Genomic DNA, 19,538 nt, shown 5'->3' on the forward strand with positions numbered 1-19,538 from the left:
ATGTTCAGATATCTGAGTTTTTCTTTTTTACTGCTGATGCTGGCTTCCTGCGGGGAGCCTGCAACGCCTGCGGCTCCTTCGGCGCCCGACACACCAGCCGCGTCGGTGCCAGCCGCAAGTGAAACTGATCGCATCAATGCCTGGTTTGATGAAAAATACGAAGAACGTCTGCAATTCAGTCCGATTTCCATGACCTTCCAGGGTCGCAAAGATCGTTATGACGAGCTGGACGACTACTCACTGGAGGCACAGGATGCCCAGTTGGCCTGGATGCGCGCCAGTGTTGAAGAGATGGAAAGTCTGTTTGACTACGACCAGTTGACTCAGGAGGCACAGACCTCATGGGATATCTGGAAATATCAGTATGAGCAGGCAGCCCGCGCTGCCGAGTTCCGCCTCAATGGATTCGTTTTCGATCAGATGAACGGCTCGCAGGGCTTTCTGCCTACCTTTCTGATCAGCTTTCACAATATTGAAGACGTGAATGACTACGAGGCGTTTAACTCCAGGATTGCGGAAGCCGGTCGCGCACTGAACCAATTGATTGAGCGTGCTGTTGCTTCGGCAGAATATGGCGTGGTGCTGCCGGGTTTTGCGCTGGAAGGTGTGATTGAACAGTCTCAGAGCGTGATCGATGGCGCGCCTTTCACTGATGGCGACGATACAGCCATCTGGTCTCATGCCAAGTCTCAGATCGAGGCGCTGGTCGACAGCGCCCAGCTTGAGCGGCCCGGCGCCGAGCAGCTACTGCAGGCAACACAGACCGCGCTGGTGCAGGATTTTGCACCTGCTTTCCAACGCCTGATTGACTGGGCCGAGTCAGAAATGGACAAGGTGCCGGAAGTGTCTACCGGCCTGGTTTCACAGCCCGATGGCGCCGCTTATTATGAGTATCGCCTGGCCAATCAGACCACAACTAACCTGACTGCCGATGAAATCCATGACATCGGCCTGGCCGAAGTGGCCCGTCTGCGTGCAGAAATGGAAGCGGTAAAAGACAGCACCGGATTCGAAGGCGATCTGCAGGACTTTTTTGTCATGCTGCGCGAATCTCGCGATGACGAGCGTTTCTACTACCCCAATACCGATGAAGGCCGACAGGGTTATATTGATGACGCCACTGCCGCCATTGAAAACATCAAATCCTTGCTGCCGGACTATTTCGCCACACTGCCCAAGGCTGACCTGGTCGTGCGCCGCGTTGAAGCCTTCCGCGAGCGCGACGGCGGTGCCCAGCATTATTACTCCGGCACCCCGGACGGTTCACGCCCCGGCATCTACTATGCGCACCTGTCAGACATGACCGCCATGCCCAAGTCAGAGTTGGAAGTGATTGCCTACCACGAAGGTCTGCCCGGCCATCACATGCAGATCTCCATCGCCCAGGAGCTGGAAAACATGCCGCGGTTCCGCACTCAGGCCGGCTTCACCGTTTACTCTGAAGGCTGGGGTCTGTACTCCGAATACCTGGCCAGCGAGATGCCCGGCACCTATCAGGATCCCTACTCCAAATTCGGCCAACTGACCTCAGAAATGTGGCGCGCCATCCGCCTGGTGGTGGATACCGGCCTGCACGCCAAGGGCTGGACCGAGCAGGAAGCGATCGACTACTTTGCCGCCAACTCTTCGGTGCCGCTGACGGCGATCACCTCAGAGGTGCAGCGCTACATCGTGATGCCGGGTCAGGCGACTTCCTACAAGATCGGCATGATCAAGATTCTGGAGCTTCGTGAGCATGCGCGTGAGCAACTGGGTGATGCGTTCGACATCCGCGCGTTCCACGATACGATCCTGCTGGGTGGGGCGATGCCGCTGCATCTTCTGGAGCGACGCGTGAACCAGTGGATTGCCCAGGTCAAAGGCTGAGGCGCCGGGGACGGAGGCGGTCTACGTCCCCCGCGCTGCCGCCATCACCCAGCCCGTTCTTGAACCAAGCGAACACCCGGGGGACGTAGACCGCCTCCGTCCCCAGCGTCAGAAGAACGCCTGGATGCCGGTCTGCGCGCGACCCAGGATCAGTGCGTGGATATCCTGCGTGCCTTCGTAAGTGTTAACCACTTCCAGGTTCTGCATGTGACGCATCACCGGATACTCATCAGAGATACCGTTGCCGCCCAGCATGTCGCGGGCTTCGCGCGCCACATCCAGCGCCTTCAGGCATGAGTTACGCTTCAGCAGGGAAATCAACGGAATGCCCAGCTTGCCTTCGTCTTTCAGGCGGGTGGCCTGCAGACATCCCAGCAGCGCCAGACTGATTTCTGTCTGCATGACGGCCAGTTTTTTCTGGATCAGCTGATTGGCTGCCAGCGGTCGGCCGAACTGTTTGCGGTCCATCACATATTGGTGCGCCGCATGCCAGCATGTTTCGGCGGCGCCCAGCGCGCCCCAGGCGATACCCAGACGTGCAGAGTTCAAACAGCTGAACGGTCCCTTCAGACCTTGCACGTGCGGCAGCATGTTTTCTTCCGGCACAAAGACTTCGTCCATCACGATCTCACCGGTGATGGAAGCGCGCAGCGCCAGCTTGCCCTCAATCTTGGGAGCAGACAGGCCCTTCATACCCTTGTCCAGGATGAAGCCGCGGATAATGCCCTCGTCATCCTTGGCCCAAACGATAAATACATCAGCAATCGGAGAGTTGGAAATCCAGTTCTTGGCGCCGCTCAGGCTATAACCACCTTCCACAGAGCGCGCGCGCGTGACCATGCCGCCCGGGTCAGAACCGTGATCCGGCTCGGTCAGACCGAAACAGCCGATGAACTCACCGCTGGCCAGCTTGGGCAGGTACTTCTGCTTCTGCTCTTCGCTGCCGAAGGCGTGAATCGGGTGCATGACCAGTGAGGACTGCACGCTGAACATTGAGCGATAACCTGAGTCAACGCGCTCCACTTCGCGCGCCACCAGGCCGTAAGACACGTAGTTGGTGCCGGTGCAGCCGTAACCGTCCAGCGCCGGGCCCAGCAGGCCCAGAGCACCCATTTCGCGGAAAATTTCCGGATCAGTCTGCTCGTTGCGATAGGCATCGCGAACACGCGGCAGCAGCTTTTCCTGACAATACTGGCGGGCTGCATCACGGATCATGCGCTCTTCTTCCGTCAGCATTTCTTCCATCAAAAAGGGGTCTTTCCAGTCAAACGGTGCGTTGTCTGATTTTGCAGACATAATCTACTCCTGGCTAAGGTGTCTTGAAATGTAATGACGGCCGATTCAGTTGACCGAGCAAAGGATCGGTATTTTATCAGCAAGGCGATGCAGGCAAAAGGATAAATATCGCAGTCAGATTCTGCACGGGCTGCTACAATTGACGGTTATGGACGTATCTTATCTGCTTGACTCTCTGAATGACGAACAACGCCGCGCGGTATCCGCCCCGCCCGGCAGCATGCTGGTGCTGGCCGGGGCCGGCAGTGGCAAAACCCGGGTGCTGGTACACCGTATTGCCTGGCTGATGCAGGTGGAGGGTGTTTCGCCTTTCAGCATCCTGGCCGTGACCTTCACCAACAAGGCCGCGCGCGAAATGCGCAGCCGCATCGAAGAACTGCTGGAGCGCCCCATCGGTGGCATGTGGGTGGGCACCTTCCACGGTCTGGCGCACCGCCTGCTGCGCATGCACTGGCGCGAGGCCGATCTGCCGGAGAATTTCCACATTCTGGATAGTGATGACCAACTACGCCTGGTTAAAAGGCTGTGCAAAGCCTTGAGTATCAATGAAGAGAAATGGCCGCCCAAGCAGATCCAGTGGTACATCAACTCACAGAAGGACGAAGGACTGCGCGCTGCCAGCATCGAACATTATGGCGATGAGTACACGCGCACCATGCTCACTGTATACACCGCCTATGAAGACGCCTGTCAACGTGGCGGTATGGTGGATTTCGCCGAGATCCTGCTGCGCGCCCATGAACTGTGGCTAAAAAACCCCGCCCTGCTGGAACACTATCAGCGCCGCTTCTCCCATATTCTGGTCGACGAGTTTCAGGACACCAACGCCGTACAGTACGCCTGGCTGCGGGTGCTGGCCGGCGGCACCAATCATCTGATGGTGGTGGGTGACGATGATCAGTCGATTTACGGCTGGCGTGGCGCCCGCATCGAAAACATCCAGCAGTTCAACAAAGACTTCGACGGTGCCGACATCATCCGCCTGGAGCAGAATTACCGCTCCACCTCCACCATTCTGAAAGCCGCCAACCACCTGATTGCCAATAATCAGGGCCGACTCGGCAAGGAACTGTGGACCGAGGATCGCGAAGGCGAAGCCATCTCCCTGTACGAAGCCTTTAATGAACAGGATGAGGCCCGTTTTATCGTGGACCGCCTGCAGGACTGGCTGAACACCGGCCACCGACTCAGCGATGCGGCCATTCTTTATCGCTCCAATGCCCAATCGCGGGAAATGGAAGAGGCCCTGCTGCGTGTGGCCATGCCTTATCGGATTTATGGGGGTCAGCGCTTCTATGACCGGCTGGAAATCCGTAATGCGCTGGCTTATTTACGCCTGCTAACCAACCGCACTGACGACACGGCCATGGAGCGGGTCATGAATGTGCCAACCCGCGGCATTGGTGCCAAAACGCTGGACAGTCTGCGCGACCTGGCGCGCAGCGAGGGCAGCTCAATGTGGCAGGCCTGTCAGCGTTGTCTGGATCACAAACTATTGCCGCCCCGAGCGGCCGCCGCCGTGCAGGCCTTTATGCGCCTGATCGACGAAATGGACGAGCACAGCAGAGAGCTTGATCTCGGCGAGAAAGTGGCCCACGTCATTAAACACAGCGGCCTGATAGAACATCATCAGAAAGAAGGCGGCGACAAAGCTCAGGCACGATTGGAAAACCTGGATGAACTGATCACGGCCGCACAAAGCTTTGCCGAAGAGTGGCATGAACAGGATGCCAGCCTGACAGACGAGTCCGATGAGCCGGTGAATACCGATGTGCTGGCCGCCTTTCTGGATCAGGCGGCGCTGGATGCCGGCGAAGCGCAGGCTTCGGAATCGGATGATGCCGTGCAACTGATGACCCTGCACAGCGCCAAGGGTCTGGAGTTCCCGCTGGTGTTTCTGGCCGGCATGGAAGAAGGGTTGTTCCCGCACAAAATGTCCATGGAAAATCTCAGTGGCATCGAGGAAGAGCGCCGGCTGTGTTATGTGGGCATTACCCGCGCCATGGAAAAGCTCTACCTGACAAGCGCTGAGTCGCGCCGCCTGCATGGCGATGTGACGACCTGTCGACCATCCCGCTTCATTCGTGAACTCCCGCAGGAACTGATAGAACCCGTGCGCCTGAAAACCACCATTCAGCGCCCCGCCTGGCATGGCTCGCGACCCCAGCAAATGCATCGTGGCGCCGAAGTGCCGCAGACCAGTATCAGCCTGGGACAGCGTGTGCGACACGGCAAATTCGGCGAGGGTGTGGTGCTGAATTATGAGGGCAGCGGCAATCACGCCCGCGTGCAGGTAAATTTTGACGACGTGGGCAGTAAATGGCTGGTGCTTTCCTATGCCAGACTGGAGCCCGCCTGAGTCTGGCATCAATAGTCTAATGCTAAAAAAGTATTTGCTTTACAAACCCTTAAAAAGCTATAAGGGTGTTAACAACAATAAGGGGAAGTTCCTATGTCCGTCCTGAATATCGTCGGTGTTGTCATTTTCATCGGCCTGCTTTTCTCGCTGTATAAATTCCGTAAACCTGATACCAGCCTCGCCAAACAGGTGTTTATCGCCCTGTTGATGGGCGCTGTGTTTGGCCTGTTCCTGCAGATCATTCACGGCGGCGACCTGGATGCTATCCGCCCGACTCTGCTCTGGACCGACCTGCCAGGCGATGTATATGTTGGCCTGCTGCGCATGATTATCATGCCGCTGGTACTGGTGACCATGATCGCCGCGGTTGTGCGTCTGCATGAGGTTGCCGCCCTGGGTAAAATAGGCGGTTCGGTCATCGGCATTCTGGTGTTCACCACCATGATTGCTGCCATCGTCGGTATCGTGGTGACAAACGTGTTTGGCCTGACGGCTGAAGGCATGGTGGGCGGCGAGCGCGAAATGGCACGGGCCGCGGTATTGGAAACGCGCCAGTCAACCGTTGCTGATCTTAACCTGGCACAGGTCCTGGTCAGCTTTATCCCCACCAATATCTTCCGTGATCTGACCGATGCCCGCAGCACCTCGATCATTGCCGTGGTTGTTTTTGGCATGTTGTTTGGTCTGGCCGCCTTGCTGGTCAGCCGTGAAAACCCGGAGATGGGCGAGCGCATCAAAGGCGGCACGGATACCATTCAGGCCATCGTTATGCGACTGGTGAAACTGGTCATGAGCCTGACTCCCTACGGCATTCTTTCTCTTGTGACCTATGTGGTAGCGGGCTCCAATGGCTCGGATATCCTTAACCTGATTGGCTTTGTAGTGGCATCTTACGTGGCGCTGGCCATCATGTTCGGCGTGCATGGTCTGCTGCTCAGCGTCACCGGCAATAACCCGGCGGAGTTCTATCGCAAAATCTGGCCGGTTCTGACCTTTGCTTTTGCCACCCGCAGCTCTGCCGCTACTATCCCGCTGAATATCCGCACCCAGGTGGATGAGCTGAAGGTCCCACCCTCCATCGCCAGCCTGTCGGCGTCATTCGGTGCAACGATTGGTCAGAACGGCTGTGCCGGTATTTATCCTGCCATGCTGGCCGTCATGGCGGCGCCGACCGTTGGCATCAATCCCATGGACATCGGCTTTATCCTGTCGCTTATTGGCATCATTACCATCAGCTCATTTGGTGTAGCGGGTGTGGGCGGCGGTGCGACGTTTGCGGCCTTGATCGTGCTTCCCGCCATGGGTCTGCCGGTCGAATTGGCAGCACTGCTGATCTCAATTGAGCCCTTGATCGATATGGGACGCACAGCATTGAATGTCAGCGGTGCCATGACCAGCGGCAAAATCACCAGTACCTTTATCAAGGACGGTGTTTAACAGCCTGGCTGGAAGTGCATGCAGAACCGGGTCGCCTGAACAGCGACCCTTCTGCTAGTCTTTGTCCGGTGGGGTGATACGGCGGGTGCGGCCATTTTCGTCAATCGCCACAAAGATAAACAGTCCCTCAGCTACCTTGCGCTGTGCTTCCTGCGTCAGCGAGTTGGAAATCCATACCTCTATATTGATATGCATGGAGCTACGACCAATCTCCAGAATTTCCGCGTAGCAACTGACAACAGAGCCTACGCTGACCGGCGCCAGGAATTCCACATTTTTGATTGCGACAGTCGCTGATCGCCCATGTGTTACCTGCTTGGCCGCAATGCCGGCCGCCAGATCCATCTGCGATACCAGCCAGCCACCAAAAATATCACCGTTGGCATTGGTATCTTTCGGCATGGCGAGTGTCTGCAGCGCCAGCTCGCCTGCCGGAGTAGGGTCTCTATCCATGTCGTCGTCAATCAGGGCCATGCTCTTCTCCTATTGTTATGTTCTTATTCAGGTACTGCGATACCAGGCCATCATCAGCTGAAAACTCACTACAATCAGCGCCAGACTGACAATCAAAATAAACCATGCCAGCATATGAAACAGCAGCCGCGCCAGTTTGCGGCGTATTTTGCCAGCCCACCCAAGATTTTCATAGTTCGCCTGTGGAATATCCTGAAAGGCCAGCATGGCTGAGCCACTCAGTAATAACCACAACGTTCCCACTATCGTCGGAATCAGCCACTGGTCCTGAACACGCACCGGCGCCATCAGAATCATCCAGGTACTCACACCCAGCATGCCCAGAAACGCCAGCAACAGCGGAATCTTCAACCAGCGCGTGCGTCTCACCAGATTTTCAAACAGTACCAGCATGTGCCTCCTCAGGTTACAATGGCAGTCGTAAGTGCACAGCTCCCAGGAAATCGCATGTCTCAGTCCCAGCAAGTTCCCATCATAGCGGGTTATAACGATAACGGCGATGCCATTGTCGAACAAGTCGAGGTGAATCCGGTCAGCGGAAACACCGATCAGTTTCGCCTGGCAAAATCTCCGGCCTTTGTTAAAGGCCTGGCCGCCGACGATCTGATACGCTATCCGGCCGACAACAAGGCAGGTTATGAACTGCTGGAGCACAGCGGCAACCTGAGTGTGCGTGTGTTCAGCAAACACGATATTTCAGAACTGGATCAGGCCCTGACACCAGAGATGGAGCTGATTGACGGCAAGTGTGACGTCTGCAGCCCCGGCCTGCTGATTTATTCGATTCATGTCTCCATTGGTTTCAAACGCATCGAAGAACTTATCAGCTCGGTGTTGAAGCGCTTTCCTGACAGCATCTGGTACTATGGCAATGTGTATGATCCGGATGATGGTCAAACGCCACTGAACTGGTGGCAAAATCTGAATTGAGGTTCCTATGTTGTTGGTGTTGTCCCCCGCAAAGTCACTGGACTTTGAGTCGCCGGTGCCCGAGCAGGCTTTTACGCAGCCAGATTTTTTGAACCGTTCCGAACAACTGATCAAAACCCTGCGACAACTGTCGCCTGAGGATCTGTCGGAGCTGATGCATATCAGTCCCAAATTGGCCGAACTGAATTTTGAGCGCAACCTGAACTGGCAGACGCCATTTACACCGGACAATGCACGCCCGGCGATCTACGCTTTTACAGGCGATGTGTATACCGGCCTGGATGTGCAATCTCTGAATGATGCCGATATTCAATACGCTCAGGATCATCTGTGCATATTATCCGGCCTGTATGGTTTACTGCGCCCACTGGATCTCATGCAGGCCTATCGACTGGAGATGGGCACGTCCCTGAAACATAAAAACAACAATTCCCTGTACGAATATTGGGGTAGCAGCCTGGCGGAGAAACTCAATGAGCGCCTGGCCGGCTCACAGGACCCTGTGCTGATCAACCTGGCATCTAACGAGTACTTTAAGGCTATCAATAAAAAGAAACTTAAAGCCCGCATCATCAGCCCGGTCTTTAAAGATTATAAAAACGGCCAGTACAAAATTATCAGCTTCTTTGCCAAGAAAGCTCGCGGCATGATGGCTGCCTGGGTCATTCGCAACCGGATCGAAGACGTGCAACAACTTAACGGCTTTGATGTGGCCGGCTATCAATACAGCGCATCTGACTCCACTGAAGACAAACCCGTCTTCCTGCGCAGACAGGTCTAACATGAAGATCCGGATATTGTTATGCGATGATGCTACGTTCATCAGAGATCTGATCAAGCGTACTGTACGCCGTTTTCTTCCGCAGTGCGAAGTATTCGAAGCCTCAGACGGACGCAAAGCACAATCGATCCTCAACCGTCAGCCGATCGATCTGATTCTGAGCGACTGGGAAATGCCCGGCATGAGCGGCGAAGAATTATTGCAGTGGGTGCGTGGTGAAGAAAAGTTCGCCAAGGTGCCATTTATCATGATTACCAGCCTGGGTGGCAAAGAACACATCATGCGCGCAGTTCAGGCCGGCGTCAGTGATTATCTGGGCAAGCCTTTCACACCAGAAGAGCTGATGCATAAAGTCAGAAAAGCCCTGGTCAAAAGTGGCAAGTTGGAAAAAATTTCGGCAGGCAGCACCTCAGCAAAGGGTGGACCGTTCAGCTCACTTGAAGTCTTCAGCGGTAAGGCTGATCCGGTTGTCGGTGGCAGTGCAGCGGCGCTGACCGGTAGCGGTAAAACAGACGACAAGCCCAAACTGAAAGGCACTGGCCTGATCCGCTGGGGCGATGTCGAGCTGCGCTGTATGATCAAGTCCATCAGTATTGACGAGGTCTTGATGGTCAGTAAACGGGCACCGCGCCATCCCGGGGTGTTCGAGCAGGTTGAACTGACCTTGTCATCTGGCAACAGTGCCACGAAAACCATTAATGGGTTACAGGCCTATGTGCACAGCACCTCGGCTGTGGAAAAGCGCCCGGACTCAGATTTCGTTAATGTTCTGGTTCGATTTTCCGGACCGGACGAGGAACAGCGCAAACTACTCAGCGAGTTTATTGTCGATATGCCATGATTTTTTGAACGGAAGATATTCTTCTGCATGATCCTTGTATTGCTCAATGTGCGCAGCCTCTTCCTGACAAAAATTCATTATTGCTTGCCGAAAACCAGCATCGGCAATCCAGTGAAAAGATTGTGTTATCAACGGTTCAAAACCACGACGTAGTTTGTGCTCGCCCTGTGCACCCGCATCAAATTTCTTCAAGCCATGCTTGATGCAATAGTCAATTCCCTGGTAGTAACAGGTCTCAAAGTGCAAATTATAGAATTCCTGATCACAGCCCCAGTAGCGACCATACAGAGTATTTGTGTCTTTCAGAAACAGAGCGCCCGCCACATAGTCAGAGTGCTGTCTGGCCATGATCAAGAACAGGTTATCTGGCATCGTTCTGGCAATCTGTTCAAAAAAGGATTTGCTTAAGTACCCGCGTTGACCACGAACTTCATAAGTACTCTGGTAGAACCGATAAAACGTCTGCCAGTCTTTTTCTGTTGCATCGGCCGCATTGATGTGCTGAAAATTTACACCCTGCGCAACAACCGACTGCCGCTCTTTTTTCATGTTCTTGCGCTTTCGGGAGCTGAGTGTTGCCAGAAAGTCATCAAAGCTCTGATAGCCATGATTGAGCCAGTGGTACTGTACCCCCACGCGCCTGGCCAGACCCAGAGACAGCAGATCTGTCAGGCCGGGTTGCTCAGGAAACAGCATATGCCATGAGCTCATACCCTGCTCATCCAGATAGTCTTTTATGGCGTTGACCATTGGAGGGATTATTCGCTCCATGGCTGTCTGCTCGCTCAGCAAGATTCTGGGTGACTGACTGGGTGTAAACGGAATGGCTGTCAGCAGCTTCGGGTAGTAGTGACGGCCGTATCTATGATAGGCATCAGCCCAGCTCCAGTCGAAGACATATTCACCATACGAGTTGTTCTTGATATACAACGGCATGGCCGCGATCAATCGCTCACCCTGTGTAACCGTCAGATGTGCCGGCTGCCAGCCGCTTTGCTGACTGACGGAGCCGCTGTCTTCGAGCGCGGCCAGAAATTCGTGACGTAAGAACGGCACCCCGCCGATCATTAGACCATTCCAGTCACTGGCGTTAATCTGGGCCATGCTCAAGCCCAGGCGAACGTTTACGGGGATGGCAGTCATTACATGCTTCCTGCTATAGTTTCAAAACGAAGTGTAACAGGAAGCATACGGTGGAAGCCCAGAATCTGATCAGCAAGATCAAGGATAGACGAGAGTCTTTGCGAAAGTCCGAACGCAAAGTCGCTGATTTTGTGATCGATAATGCGGCGGCTGTACTAAGTATGCGCATTATGGATGTAGCCGCCCAAGCGCAGGTCAGTGAACCGACAGTGGTTCGCTTTTGCCGCGCACTGGATTTTGACGGCTTTCAGTCCTTCAAGTTGCAACTGGCACAACATCTGGGAGCCAGCAGTAGCTATTCGCAGTTTTCCGTCGATGACACAGACACCGTTGCTGATGTTTCACACAAGGTGTTTGATTCGACCATCGGTTCATTGATTACCGTACGTGATGAACTGGACCCGCAAGCCCTGGAACTGGCTATAGCCGCTATCAATCAAGCCAATCGGGTTGAGTTTTACGGTTTTGGCGCGTCTGGTTCGGTGGCCTCAGACGCCCAGCACAAGTTCTTCAGGTTACAACTGTCCAGTGCCGCCTACACCGATCCGCATATTCAGCACATGTCGGCGATATCCCTGAGCCCCAAAGACGTGGTGGTCGCGATCTCCCAGTCCGGCCGTACCAAGGCACTGATTCAGAGTGTGGAACTGGCCCTGGATGCCGGCGCCACAGTGGTCGGACTGGCGCCGCAGGACACACCATTAAGTCGCCTGAGCAGCATCCCCATCTATGTGAACATGGAAGAAGACCTGCAGATTTTCACGCCAGTCTCCTCCCGCATTGCTCACTTGCTGGTCATCGATGTGCTGGCCATGGGCGTGGCCCGCCTGCGCAAAGACCAGCTTAAAGACTACCTGAAACGCATTAACCGGAGTCTGCGCACATTGCGCACGCAGAAACCGGGTCAGACGGGTGAATAATCTCAGAAGCGGTATCGCAGATTCAATTTCAGCGTACGCGGCTCAAAGATGTGGAAATGTCGGTCGAGCACCGGATCCTGCCCAGCCAGTAATTCCTGCTGCAGTCTGGATTCATAGGCGTATTCTATATCCCGGTCAGATGAATCAAACAAATTCAGCACATCCAGATACACATCAAATTGTGTGTTAATACGATAACCAACGCGCAGATTCGCCAGCGTACTGGCATCTGCCCGCAGTCCGCCATCCAATGGGTAATCCTCAAAGTGACGAAGACGCATGTTTATAAATAAATTGTCTGAAAGCTGCGCATTGGCGCCGGCACTCAACACATGCTCCAAAGCACCCGGAATGTCTCGCGAGCCGTCCAGTGGTTCATCAAAACGCGCCTTGGACCAGGCGTATTCCATGTCGAATGTCCAGACATCATTGGCGTAGTAATACGCGGTCAACTCAACACCATGACGCTGGCTGCCGACACCCGTATCCTCAGTAGAGCCTGAATCACCCACAAACAGCAGCTCAGAGTCTATGTCTAAAGACCACAATGCGATGGACGCATTCAGCCGATCATCAATAAAGGTACGGAGACCGAATTCATAACCTGTCGTGTCTACCAAGGGATCAACCCGGTCGACCGGATCGCCACTGACCGGATCTAGTACAATAGTCGTGCCACGCGCATCATTGCTGTGGAAACCCTGACCGGCGTTCACATAAGCCTCTAGCTGATCTGAAAAGGCGTAGCTGGCACCGACAGAAAATGTGCTAATGCTGTCGCTGTCCGTGCCGCCATTCACATCCAGCGAAGGCAGGAAACCAGCCTGCAGGGTGTCGACCGCGAAGTCATAGTAGTCATAACGCAGGCCCATGGTGGTGCGGAACTGATCGGTCCAGCGCAACTCATTATCCCAGTACAGGCCATGGCTCCATTGCTCCACGGCATCTGTGCGAAACACACCGATATCCTGGCGAGCCTGGCTCATAAAAATGCCAACCTCATCGATATCGTCATAACGCATCTGCGAGCCAAAGGTATCGGTAGCGGGCACTGAGCCCCAGTTATGCGTCTGTGACCAGGCGACATCCCAACCGTAAATCATGCGATCATCTACCTGATGGTGCTGGTCGCCTTCAGGCTCCACAAAATAAGTGAAGTTGCCCCACAGATTCATGTTGTAATCAATGGCGTAAGCACTGGCTGTCAACTCACCACCGGCCAGCGGGCGCTGCCAGGTGCCAGAAAGACTATAGCGATGGGTATCGCCACCTGTCGTTAAATCAATAGAACCAAACTCCGTAATCAAGCCCATATCCACAGCACGCTGCGGAATCTGGTCAGCAGAGTTCCAGCTATTGTCGTACCCCATAAAAGTCAGGTTAAAGCGGTTGTCGCCTTGCTCCCACATCTGCTTGAGCCACAGATTCTTGCGTTTCTGATCGGTGTTGATGTCATCCCAGTGTCCGTCAGTGGTTTCCAGCTCCAGGCCGTACACCAATGATCTGTTGTCGCCCGTTGCAAGCTGCCCCGTGGCCAGCAGCCGATTCCAGTTTTCCTGTCCAAAGTCGCTGCCGGCCACAATGGTATTGTCGCGCAGGCTGTTGGCCACTGACATTCGAGCCGTACCGGTGCCTGAAAAGTCGCCGGTTGCCGGGTAGTAAGAGCCCTTTTGATAGACGATCTCACCAATCAGCTCCGGGATAATAAAGTTCAGATCCGTGTAACCCGAGCCGTGACCGTGCGTGCGCATATTTACCGGCATGGCATCCACGTAGGTGGCAAAGTCAGTACCATGATCCAGATTAAAGCCCCGCAGGTAGTACTGATTGGCCTTGCCCGGACCACTGTGCTGACTGGCCACCAATCCGGGAACGGTCTCCAGCACCTCGCCGGTTCGTAACAAGGGGCGAATAGCCAACTCATCCTGGGTGACGATGCCTTCAGATGCCGTAGAGGCCTGACCGACCAGATTGATCTGGCGTCCCAGGACACGTATTTCGTCGATAGCCTGAGCGGCAGAAGGGCCGGTGCCAGATTGCGCCGCCACGCCACCGGAAAAACCGGCGGCAATGAGGGAAGAGAGTACCCAGACGGGTTTTCTTTGGAAGAACTGCATTAATCAACCTCGATGTTTCATCTAATCCATGAAACGTCGAGTATGACCACCCGCGTCGGGCAGGTCACGCAAGCAACTGTTTTATAACAGTTAACAAACGTTAATGGTTTGTTAACGGAAAGAGCGTTGTGTCACTCAACCGTCACGGACTTAGCCAGATTCCTGGGATGATCCACATCCGTGCCCTTTAAAATAGCGACATGATAGGAAAGCAACTGCAAAGGAATGGTGTAAACAATCGGAGCCAGAACCTCCGGCACTGGGGGTAACCTGACCAGTTGATAATCAACTTCATCGTCAAACCCTGCCGATTCATCGGCAATAACAAACAACTTGCCACCCCTGGCGCTGACTTCCGCCAGATTACCTTTGAGTTTGCCCAGCAACTCGTCGTTAGGCGCCACGGCGATAACGGGCATTTTGTCGTCGACCAGCGCAAGCGGACCATGCTTGAGCTCACCAGCCGGATAGGCCTCGGCGTGAATATAGGAGATCTCTTTCAGTTTCAGCGCGCCTTCTTTGGCAACCGGATATTGCGGGCCGCGGCCCAGGAACAGGGCGTGGTGCTTGTCAGCAAACTGTATCGACAGACGCTGAATGGCCTGATCCTGAGCCAAAGCTTTATCCACAATGTCTGGCAACTGATGCAGATCCCGGATGTAAGCGGCTTCGCTTTCCTCATCCAGCCCATTGCGGCGTCCCAGAACCAGTGACATCAGCAGCAATGCGACCAGCTGAGTCGTAAACGCTTTGGTTGAGGCCACACCAATTTCTCGACCAGCCATGGTCAGCAATGAGAAATCTGATTCGCGTACCAGGGAGCTGGTCGCCACGTTGCAGATCGCCAGTCGACCGACATAAGGCAGCTCCTGAGCATAGCGTAATGCCGCCAGGGTATCGGCTGTTTCTCCTGACTGGGATATAGTCACAAACAGCGTGCCGGGTCTGACGATAATATTTCGATAGCGATAATCACTGGCGATATCCACCTGGCACGGCATTTTGGCGATATTTTCCAACCAGTATTTGGTAATCAATCCCGCGTGAAAGCTGGTGCCACAGGCAACAATCTGAACATTGTCGACCTGATCAAAAATGGCTTTTGATTTAACGCCGAAGGCTTCTTCCAGCACATGCCGGTCGCTGATACGGCCGCTCAGGGTGTTCTTGATGACGCGTGGCTGCTCGTAAATTTCCTTGAGCATAAAGTGGCCGAATTCGCCTTTTTCTATTTCGTCGATTTCACTTTTGATGCGGGTAATAGGGCGTTTGATTTCCTCAGTACCGGCAAAGATTCGAATGCTGTCACGGGTGACTTCAGCGATATCACCCTCTTCCAGATAAATAAAGCGGTCGGTGACTTGTCCAAGAGCAAGCGGGTCAGATGCCACAAAATTTTCACCGATGCCTACACCGATCACCAGCGGGCTGCCACTGCGGGCGACAACCATGCGATCAGGTTCATTGGCGCGAATAACACACAGGCCGTAAGCTCCATGTAAGCGAGGGATGGCCAATTGAACGGCCTGCAGCAAATCGATGTCTTGCTGTTTGCAGACCTCATGTAACAAATGAACGACGACTTCAGTATCGGTTTCTGACGCAAAGCGATACCCTTTACCGATCAGTTCATTGCGCAGCTCATTGTGGTTTTCGATAATGCCATTGTGAACCAGCGCAAACTCGGTGTCCGACAAATGTGGGTGGGCGTTTGATTCGCTCGGAACGCCATGGGTCGCCCATCGCGTATGGGCAATGCCGAGTTGACCTTTGACCGGATGAGCCGCAACTTTATCGACCAGTTTTTTGACTTTGCCAACGGCCTTAAGGGTTTGCAGATCACCGGATTCTGAATCAATGACTGCCAGACCCGCTGAGTCGTAACCTCTATATTCAAGCCGTTTCAGGCCTTCCAGCAATATGCCGATCACATCCCGTTGTGCAATAGCGCCTACGATTCCACACATAAAATACTCCGCTAACCAGTCCTTTATTTTTTGATGGGCCGTTTCCATCCGCTGATATTCTTTTGTCGGCCACGCGCTACAGCCAGTTGTTCGTCCGGCACTTGGGTAGTGATAACCGATCCGGCGCCAATAGTTGCATTTTTGCCCACAGTTACCGGTGCTACCAGTGAGGTATTGGATCCAACAAAAACGCCGTCTTTAATGATGGTCCGGAATTTATTGACGCCATCATAGTTACAGGTAATAGTGCCAGCTCCCACATTTACGTTGTCGCCCAGTTCAGCATCACCGATATAGCTAAGATGATTCACCTTGCTGCCAGTTCCGATAACGGATTTTTTGGTCTCGACAAAATTACCTATTTTACTTTCCGAGCGTAACTCGGTGCCCGGTCGCAGTCTTGCGAATGGCCCTATCTGACAATTGTCAGCGATCACTACACCTTCCAGGTGACTGTTGGCCTGAATCTGAGTGTGCTCACCTATAATGCAGTTTTTGATATAGACATTGGGGCCAATCGAGACACCATGGCCAATCTCGTTGTGACCATCAAACACCGTATTGATATCAATAGACACGTCGCGCCCAAGTGCGAGAGTGCCTCTGATATCCAGTCTGGCTGGATCCATTACCGTGGTTCCACGCATTGCGATTTCTCTGGCCTGCGCGAGCTGGACGTTTCGCTCCAGCTCTGCCAGTTGCAGCCGATTATTCACACCCTGCACTTCTGATGAGTCTTCTGTGGTTAGCGCCGCCACCTGAAAGCCATCCTGATTGGCGAGCTCAACCGTATCCGTCAGATAATACTCGCCCTGGGCGTTTTGCGTGGTTAGCCGACTGAGCCAGTTGCGGAGTGCTGAAGCCTGAAAAGCCATGATGCCGGAATTTATCTCGGTGATGTGACGTTGTTCAGTGCTGGCATCTTTTTCTTCAACGATGGCAGACACATGTCCTTGTTCGTCGCGGATGATACGTCCCAGACCATGCGGTTGCGGTGTATCAAGTGTCAGAACTGCGATTCCCTGTCCGCTGGCAAGTCTCGTCAATAGCTGCAGTGTTGTCGGTTTTATCAAAGGGACATCACCATAGAGGACCAATACCAGGCCGTGGTCGTCTATTTGCGGCATGGCCTGCATTACGGCATGGCCCGTGCCAAGCTGCTCGCTCTGCTTGACCCACTTAAGAGACCCGAATTCCACGGTATCCTGATAGTGTGCACCCACCTGCTCGGCCTGATAGCCGGTGACAACATAGATATTGCGTGGCTCCAATTGATTGGCCGCACGCAGCACGTGCGTCAACATTGGGACACCTGCCAGTGGATGAAGCACCTTGGGCAGGTCGGAGTACATGCGGGTGCCCTTACCCGCCGCCAACACGATAACGTCTATATCCATATTATTGATCCATAAAAAAGGGTAGCTCTATGGCTACCCTTTTTACCGCTTTCAAACCCTGCTTACAAGGTGGGAAAGCTGTACTTTACTTACGAAGCTGCTTCAATGCACGCAACTGAGCAACGGCTTCAGCCAATTGCGTTGCTGCGCGCGAATATTCGAACTCAGCTTCCTTGTTAGCGATGGCTTTCTGAACGTCCTCAATAGCCTGCTGCGCGGCGGCTTCATCAACATCAGCGGCGCGAATGGCCGTGTCTGCAAGCACCGTGACGATATTGTTGGACACTTCCAGATAACCACCGGAAACGTAATAGATCTCCTCGCCACCATCACGTGTTACGCAACGGATCGGGCCAGGGATCAACTCGGTCAAAAGCGGCGCGTGGCCCGGCGCAACACCCAAATCGCCCAGAGTGCCGGTGGCAACCACCATCTCTACCAGACCAGAGAAGATCTGCTTTTCTGCGCTTACGATGTCACAATGTATTGTCATCGCCATAATCTTTTATCTCTTTAAGTCGCTTCACTATCGGGGCAGAACGGTCAGGCAACCGGACGGGCCGCCTGACTTTCAGACTGTTCAGCCTTTCAGCTTGGCAGCTTTTTCTACCGCTTCTTCGATGGTACCAACCATGTTAAAGGCCTGCTCCGGAATGTGATCGTAGTCACCGGCCAGAATGCCTTTAAAGCCCGCAATAGTGTCTTTCAGCGGGACATATTTTCCGGGTGTGTTGGTAAATACTTCTGCCACGAAGAAGGGCTGTGACAGGAAGCGCTGGATCTTACGCGCACGAGCCACGATCTGCTTGTCTTCTTCTGACAGTTCATCCATACCCAGAATGGCAATAATGTCTTTCAGTTCCTTGTAGCGCTGCAGTACTGACTGAACGCCGCGAGCTACTTCATAGTGCTCGTTACCAATTACCAGTGGATCCAGCTGACGTGAGGTGGAATCCAGCGGGTCGATCGCCGGGTAAATACCCAGCTCGGCGATGGATCGTGACAGTACAACGGTCGCGTCCAAGTGAGCGAAGGTTGTTGCCGGTGACGGGTCAGTCAAGTCGTCCGCCGGTACGTATACCGCCTGGATGGATGTGATGGAGCCAGTCTTGGTGGAGGTAATACGCTCCTGCAGTACACCCATTTCTTCAGCCAGAGTCGGCTGATAACCTACCGCTGAAGGCATACGGCCCAACAGTGCAGATACCTCGGTACCGGCCAGTGTGTAACGGTAGATGTTGTCGACGAAGAACAGTACGTCACGCCCTTCATCACGGAATTTTTCGGCCATGGTCAGACCCGTCAGGGCCACGCGCAGACGGTTACCGGGCGGCTCATTCATCTGGCCGTAAACCATCGCCACTTTGGAATTGGTCAGGTCATCCATGTCGATAACCTTGGATTCCTGCATTTCGTGATAGAAGTCGTTACCTTCACGAGTCCGCTCACCCACACCAGCAAATACTGACAGACCAGAGTGAGCCTTGGCGATGTTGTTGATCAGCTCCATCATGTTAACGGTCTTACCAACACCGGCACCACCGAACAGACCAACCTTACCACCTTTGGCAAACGGACAGATCAGGTCGATAACTTTGATGCCGGTTTCCAGGAGCTCATTGGAGGCTGACAGCTCATCGTAAGCCGGGGCTTTGCGGTGAATGGGCATGCGCTCCTGCTCACCAATGTCGCCGCGCTCATCAATCGGGTTACCCAGTACATCCATGATGCGACCCAGGGTTTCTTTACCAACCGGAACAGACACTGGGGCGTTTGTGTTGGTGACTTCCAGTCCACGACGCAGACCTTCAGTACTACCCATTGCGATGGTACGCACAATGCCGTCGCCCAGTTGCTGCTGCACTTCCAGTGTAATTTTGCCGCCTTCGACGGACAGTGCATCATAGATACGAGGTACATCTTCCCGCGGGAATTGTACGTCGATAACTGCACCGATAATTTGTACGATACGACCGCTACTCATGTCCGGTTCCTCTTAAAATTTCCTGA

General features: G+C 54.0%; 16 protein-coding genes. 7 read left to right on the plus strand and 9 right to left on the minus strand.

The features are described from left to right. Complete coding sequence (locus PS2015_RS15215) at positions 1 to 1,866, plus strand: DUF885 domain-containing protein (RefSeq protein WP_058023027.1); 1,866 nt, start codon at positions 1 to 3, stop codon at positions 1,864 to 1,866. Between the two features lie 108 nt (positions 1,867 to 1,974). Here PS2015_RS15215 and PS2015_RS15220 read toward each other — a convergent pair whose 3' ends face one another. After that, positions 1,975 to 3,162, minus strand: a complete 1,188-nt coding sequence (locus PS2015_RS15220; RefSeq protein ID WP_058023028.1) for an acyl-CoA dehydrogenase — start codon at positions 3,160 to 3,162, stop codon at positions 1,975 to 1,977. Between the two features lie 148 nt (positions 3,163 to 3,310). On the opposite strand from PS2015_RS15220, the gene uvrD reads away from it, so the two are divergent. Beyond that, entirely contained in the window at positions 3,311 to 5,521 is a 2,211-nt protein-coding gene (gene uvrD / locus PS2015_RS15225; protein WP_058023029.1) for a DNA helicase II, read from the plus strand. 93 nt (positions 5,522 to 5,614) lie between these two features. Continuing rightward, complete coding sequence (locus PS2015_RS15230) at positions 5,615 to 6,958, plus strand: L-cystine transporter (protein ID WP_058023030.1); 1,344 nt, start codon at positions 5,615 to 5,617, stop codon at positions 6,956 to 6,958. 54 nt (positions 6,959 to 7,012) lie between these two features. Here the strand turns inward: PS2015_RS15230 and PS2015_RS15235 are convergent, their stop codons facing one another. Together PS2015_RS15235 and PS2015_RS15240 are read right to left on the minus strand one after the other, a co-directional pair. Next, complete coding sequence (locus PS2015_RS15235; protein WP_058023031.1) at positions 7,013 to 7,432, minus strand: acyl-CoA thioesterase; 420 nt, start codon at positions 7,430 to 7,432, stop codon at positions 7,013 to 7,015. Positions 7,433 to 7,459: 27 nt separating this feature from the next. Further along, positions 7,460 to 7,825, minus strand: a complete 366-nt coding sequence (locus PS2015_RS15240) for a hypothetical protein (protein WP_058023032.1) — start codon at positions 7,823 to 7,825, stop codon at positions 7,460 to 7,462. A gap of 54 nt (positions 7,826 to 7,879) precedes the next feature. Here PS2015_RS15240 and PS2015_RS15245 point away from each other — a divergent pair, with 54 nt between their 5' ends. The 3 genes from PS2015_RS15245 to PS2015_RS15255 are packed head-to-tail and all read left to right on the plus strand — an operon-like array spanning position 7,880 to position 9,984. Then, complete coding sequence (locus PS2015_RS15245) at positions 7,880 to 8,362, plus strand: DUF4265 domain-containing protein (RefSeq protein ID WP_058023033.1); 483 nt, start codon at positions 7,880 to 7,882, stop codon at positions 8,360 to 8,362. 7 nt (positions 8,363 to 8,369) lie between these two features. Beyond that, positions 8,370 to 9,143: a peroxide stress protein YaaA gene (gene yaaA / locus PS2015_RS15250; RefSeq protein WP_058023034.1), complete on the plus strand. Its 774-nt coding sequence runs from the start codon at positions 8,370 to 8,372 to the stop codon at positions 9,141 to 9,143. A 1-nt stretch (position 9,144) separates the two neighbouring features. Continuing rightward, a complete protein-coding gene (locus tag PS2015_RS15255; protein ID WP_058023035.1) occupies positions 9,145 to 9,984 on the plus strand; it encodes a response regulator in 840 nt (279 codons plus the stop codon). Here the strand turns inward: PS2015_RS15255 and PS2015_RS15260 are convergent. After that, positions 9,952 to 11,127, minus strand: a complete 1,176-nt coding sequence (locus PS2015_RS15260; protein WP_058023036.1) for a GNAT family N-acetyltransferase — start codon at positions 11,125 to 11,127, stop codon at positions 9,952 to 9,954. The genes PS2015_RS15255 and PS2015_RS15260 overlap by 33 nt on opposite strands. A gap of 50 nt (positions 11,128 to 11,177) precedes the next feature. On the opposite strand from PS2015_RS15260, the gene PS2015_RS15265 reads away from it, so the two are divergent. Next, on the plus strand, positions 11,178 to 12,047 hold the full coding sequence (locus tag PS2015_RS15265) for an SIS domain-containing protein (protein ID WP_058023037.1): 870 nt from the start codon (positions 11,178 to 11,180) through the stop codon (positions 12,045 to 12,047). 2 nt (positions 12,048 to 12,049) lie between these two features. On the opposite strand, the gene PS2015_RS15270 is transcribed toward PS2015_RS15265, so the two are convergent. The 5 genes from PS2015_RS15270 to atpD form a co-directional block, all read right to left on the minus strand. After that, positions 12,050 to 14,164, minus strand: a complete 2,115-nt coding sequence (locus PS2015_RS15270) for a TonB-dependent receptor (protein ID WP_058023038.1) — start codon at positions 14,162 to 14,164, stop codon at positions 12,050 to 12,052. A gap of 131 nt (positions 14,165 to 14,295) precedes the next feature. After that, on the minus strand, positions 14,296 to 16,131 hold the full coding sequence (gene glmS, locus PS2015_RS15275; protein ID WP_058023039.1) for a glutamine--fructose-6-phosphate transaminase (isomerizing): 1,836 nt from the start codon (positions 16,129 to 16,131) through the stop codon (positions 14,296 to 14,298). Between the two features lie 23 nt (positions 16,132 to 16,154). Further along, complete coding sequence (gene glmU, locus PS2015_RS15280; RefSeq protein ID WP_058023040.1) at positions 16,155 to 17,528, minus strand: bifunctional UDP-N-acetylglucosamine diphosphorylase/glucosamine-1-phosphate N-acetyltransferase GlmU; 1,374 nt, start codon at positions 17,526 to 17,528, stop codon at positions 16,155 to 16,157. A gap of 85 nt (positions 17,529 to 17,613) precedes the next feature. Next, positions 17,614 to 18,027: a F0F1 ATP synthase subunit epsilon gene (locus PS2015_RS15285; RefSeq protein ID WP_058023041.1), complete on the minus strand. Its 414-nt coding sequence runs from the start codon at positions 18,025 to 18,027 to the stop codon at positions 17,614 to 17,616. A gap of 81 nt (positions 18,028 to 18,108) precedes the next feature. Further along, positions 18,109 to 19,512: a F0F1 ATP synthase subunit beta gene (atpD, locus tag PS2015_RS15290; protein WP_058023042.1), complete on the minus strand. Its 1,404-nt coding sequence runs from the start codon at positions 19,510 to 19,512 to the stop codon at positions 18,109 to 18,111. Between the last annotated feature and the right edge of the window lie 26 nt (positions 19,513 to 19,538).

The organism is Pseudohongiella spirulinae, from assembly GCF_001444425.1.
GTDB classification, from domain to species: Bacteria; Pseudomonadota; Gammaproteobacteria; order Pseudomonadales; family Pseudohongiellaceae; genus Pseudohongiella; species Pseudohongiella spirulinae.

Excerpts from the sequence above, each read along its gene's own strand:
- PS2015_RS15215 (WP_058023027.1), top strand. The coding sequence starts at position 1 with ATGTTCAGATATCTGAGTTTTTCTTTTTTACTGCTGATGCTGGCTTCC.
- PS2015_RS15220 (WP_058023028.1), bottom strand. The coding sequence starts at position 3,162 with ATGTCTGCAAAATCAGACAACGCACCGTTTGACTGGAAAGACCCCTTT.
- uvrD (WP_058023029.1), top strand. The coding sequence starts at position 3,311 with ATGGACGTATCTTATCTGCTTGACTCTCTGAATGACGAACAACGCCGC.
- PS2015_RS15230 (WP_058023030.1), top strand. The coding sequence starts at position 5,615 with ATGTCCGTCCTGAATATCGTCGGTGTTGTCATTTTCATCGGCCTGCTT.
- PS2015_RS15235 (WP_058023031.1), bottom strand. The coding sequence starts at position 7,432 with ATGGCCCTGATTGACGACGACATGGATAGAGACCCTACTCCGGCAGGC.
- PS2015_RS15240 (WP_058023032.1), bottom strand. The coding sequence starts at position 7,825 with ATGCTGGTACTGTTTGAAAATCTGGTGAGACGCACGCGCTGGTTGAAG.
- PS2015_RS15245 (WP_058023033.1), top strand. The coding sequence starts at position 7,880 with ATGTCTCAGTCCCAGCAAGTTCCCATCATAGCGGGTTATAACGATAAC.
- yaaA (WP_058023034.1), top strand. The coding sequence starts at position 8,370 with ATGTTGTTGGTGTTGTCCCCCGCAAAGTCACTGGACTTTGAGTCGCCG.
- PS2015_RS15255 (WP_058023035.1), top strand. The coding sequence starts at position 9,145 with ATGAAGATCCGGATATTGTTATGCGATGATGCTACGTTCATCAGAGAT.
- PS2015_RS15260 (WP_058023036.1), bottom strand. The coding sequence starts at position 11,127 with ATGACTGCCATCCCCGTAAACGTTCGCCTGGGCTTGAGCATGGCCCAG.
- PS2015_RS15270 (WP_058023038.1), bottom strand. The coding sequence starts at position 14,164 with ATGCAGTTCTTCCAAAGAAAACCCGTCTGGGTACTCTCTTCCCTCATT.
- glmS (WP_058023039.1), bottom strand. The coding sequence starts at position 16,131 with ATGTGTGGAATCGTAGGCGCTATTGCACAACGGGATGTGATCGGCATA.
- glmU (WP_058023040.1), bottom strand. The coding sequence starts at position 17,528 with ATGGATATAGACGTTATCGTGTTGGCGGCGGGTAAGGGCACCCGCATG.
- PS2015_RS15285 (WP_058023041.1), bottom strand. The coding sequence starts at position 18,027 with ATGGCGATGACAATACATTGTGACATCGTAAGCGCAGAAAAGCAGATC.
- atpD (WP_058023042.1), bottom strand. The coding sequence starts at position 19,512 with ATGAGTAGCGGTCGTATCGTACAAATTATCGGTGCAGTTATCGACGTA.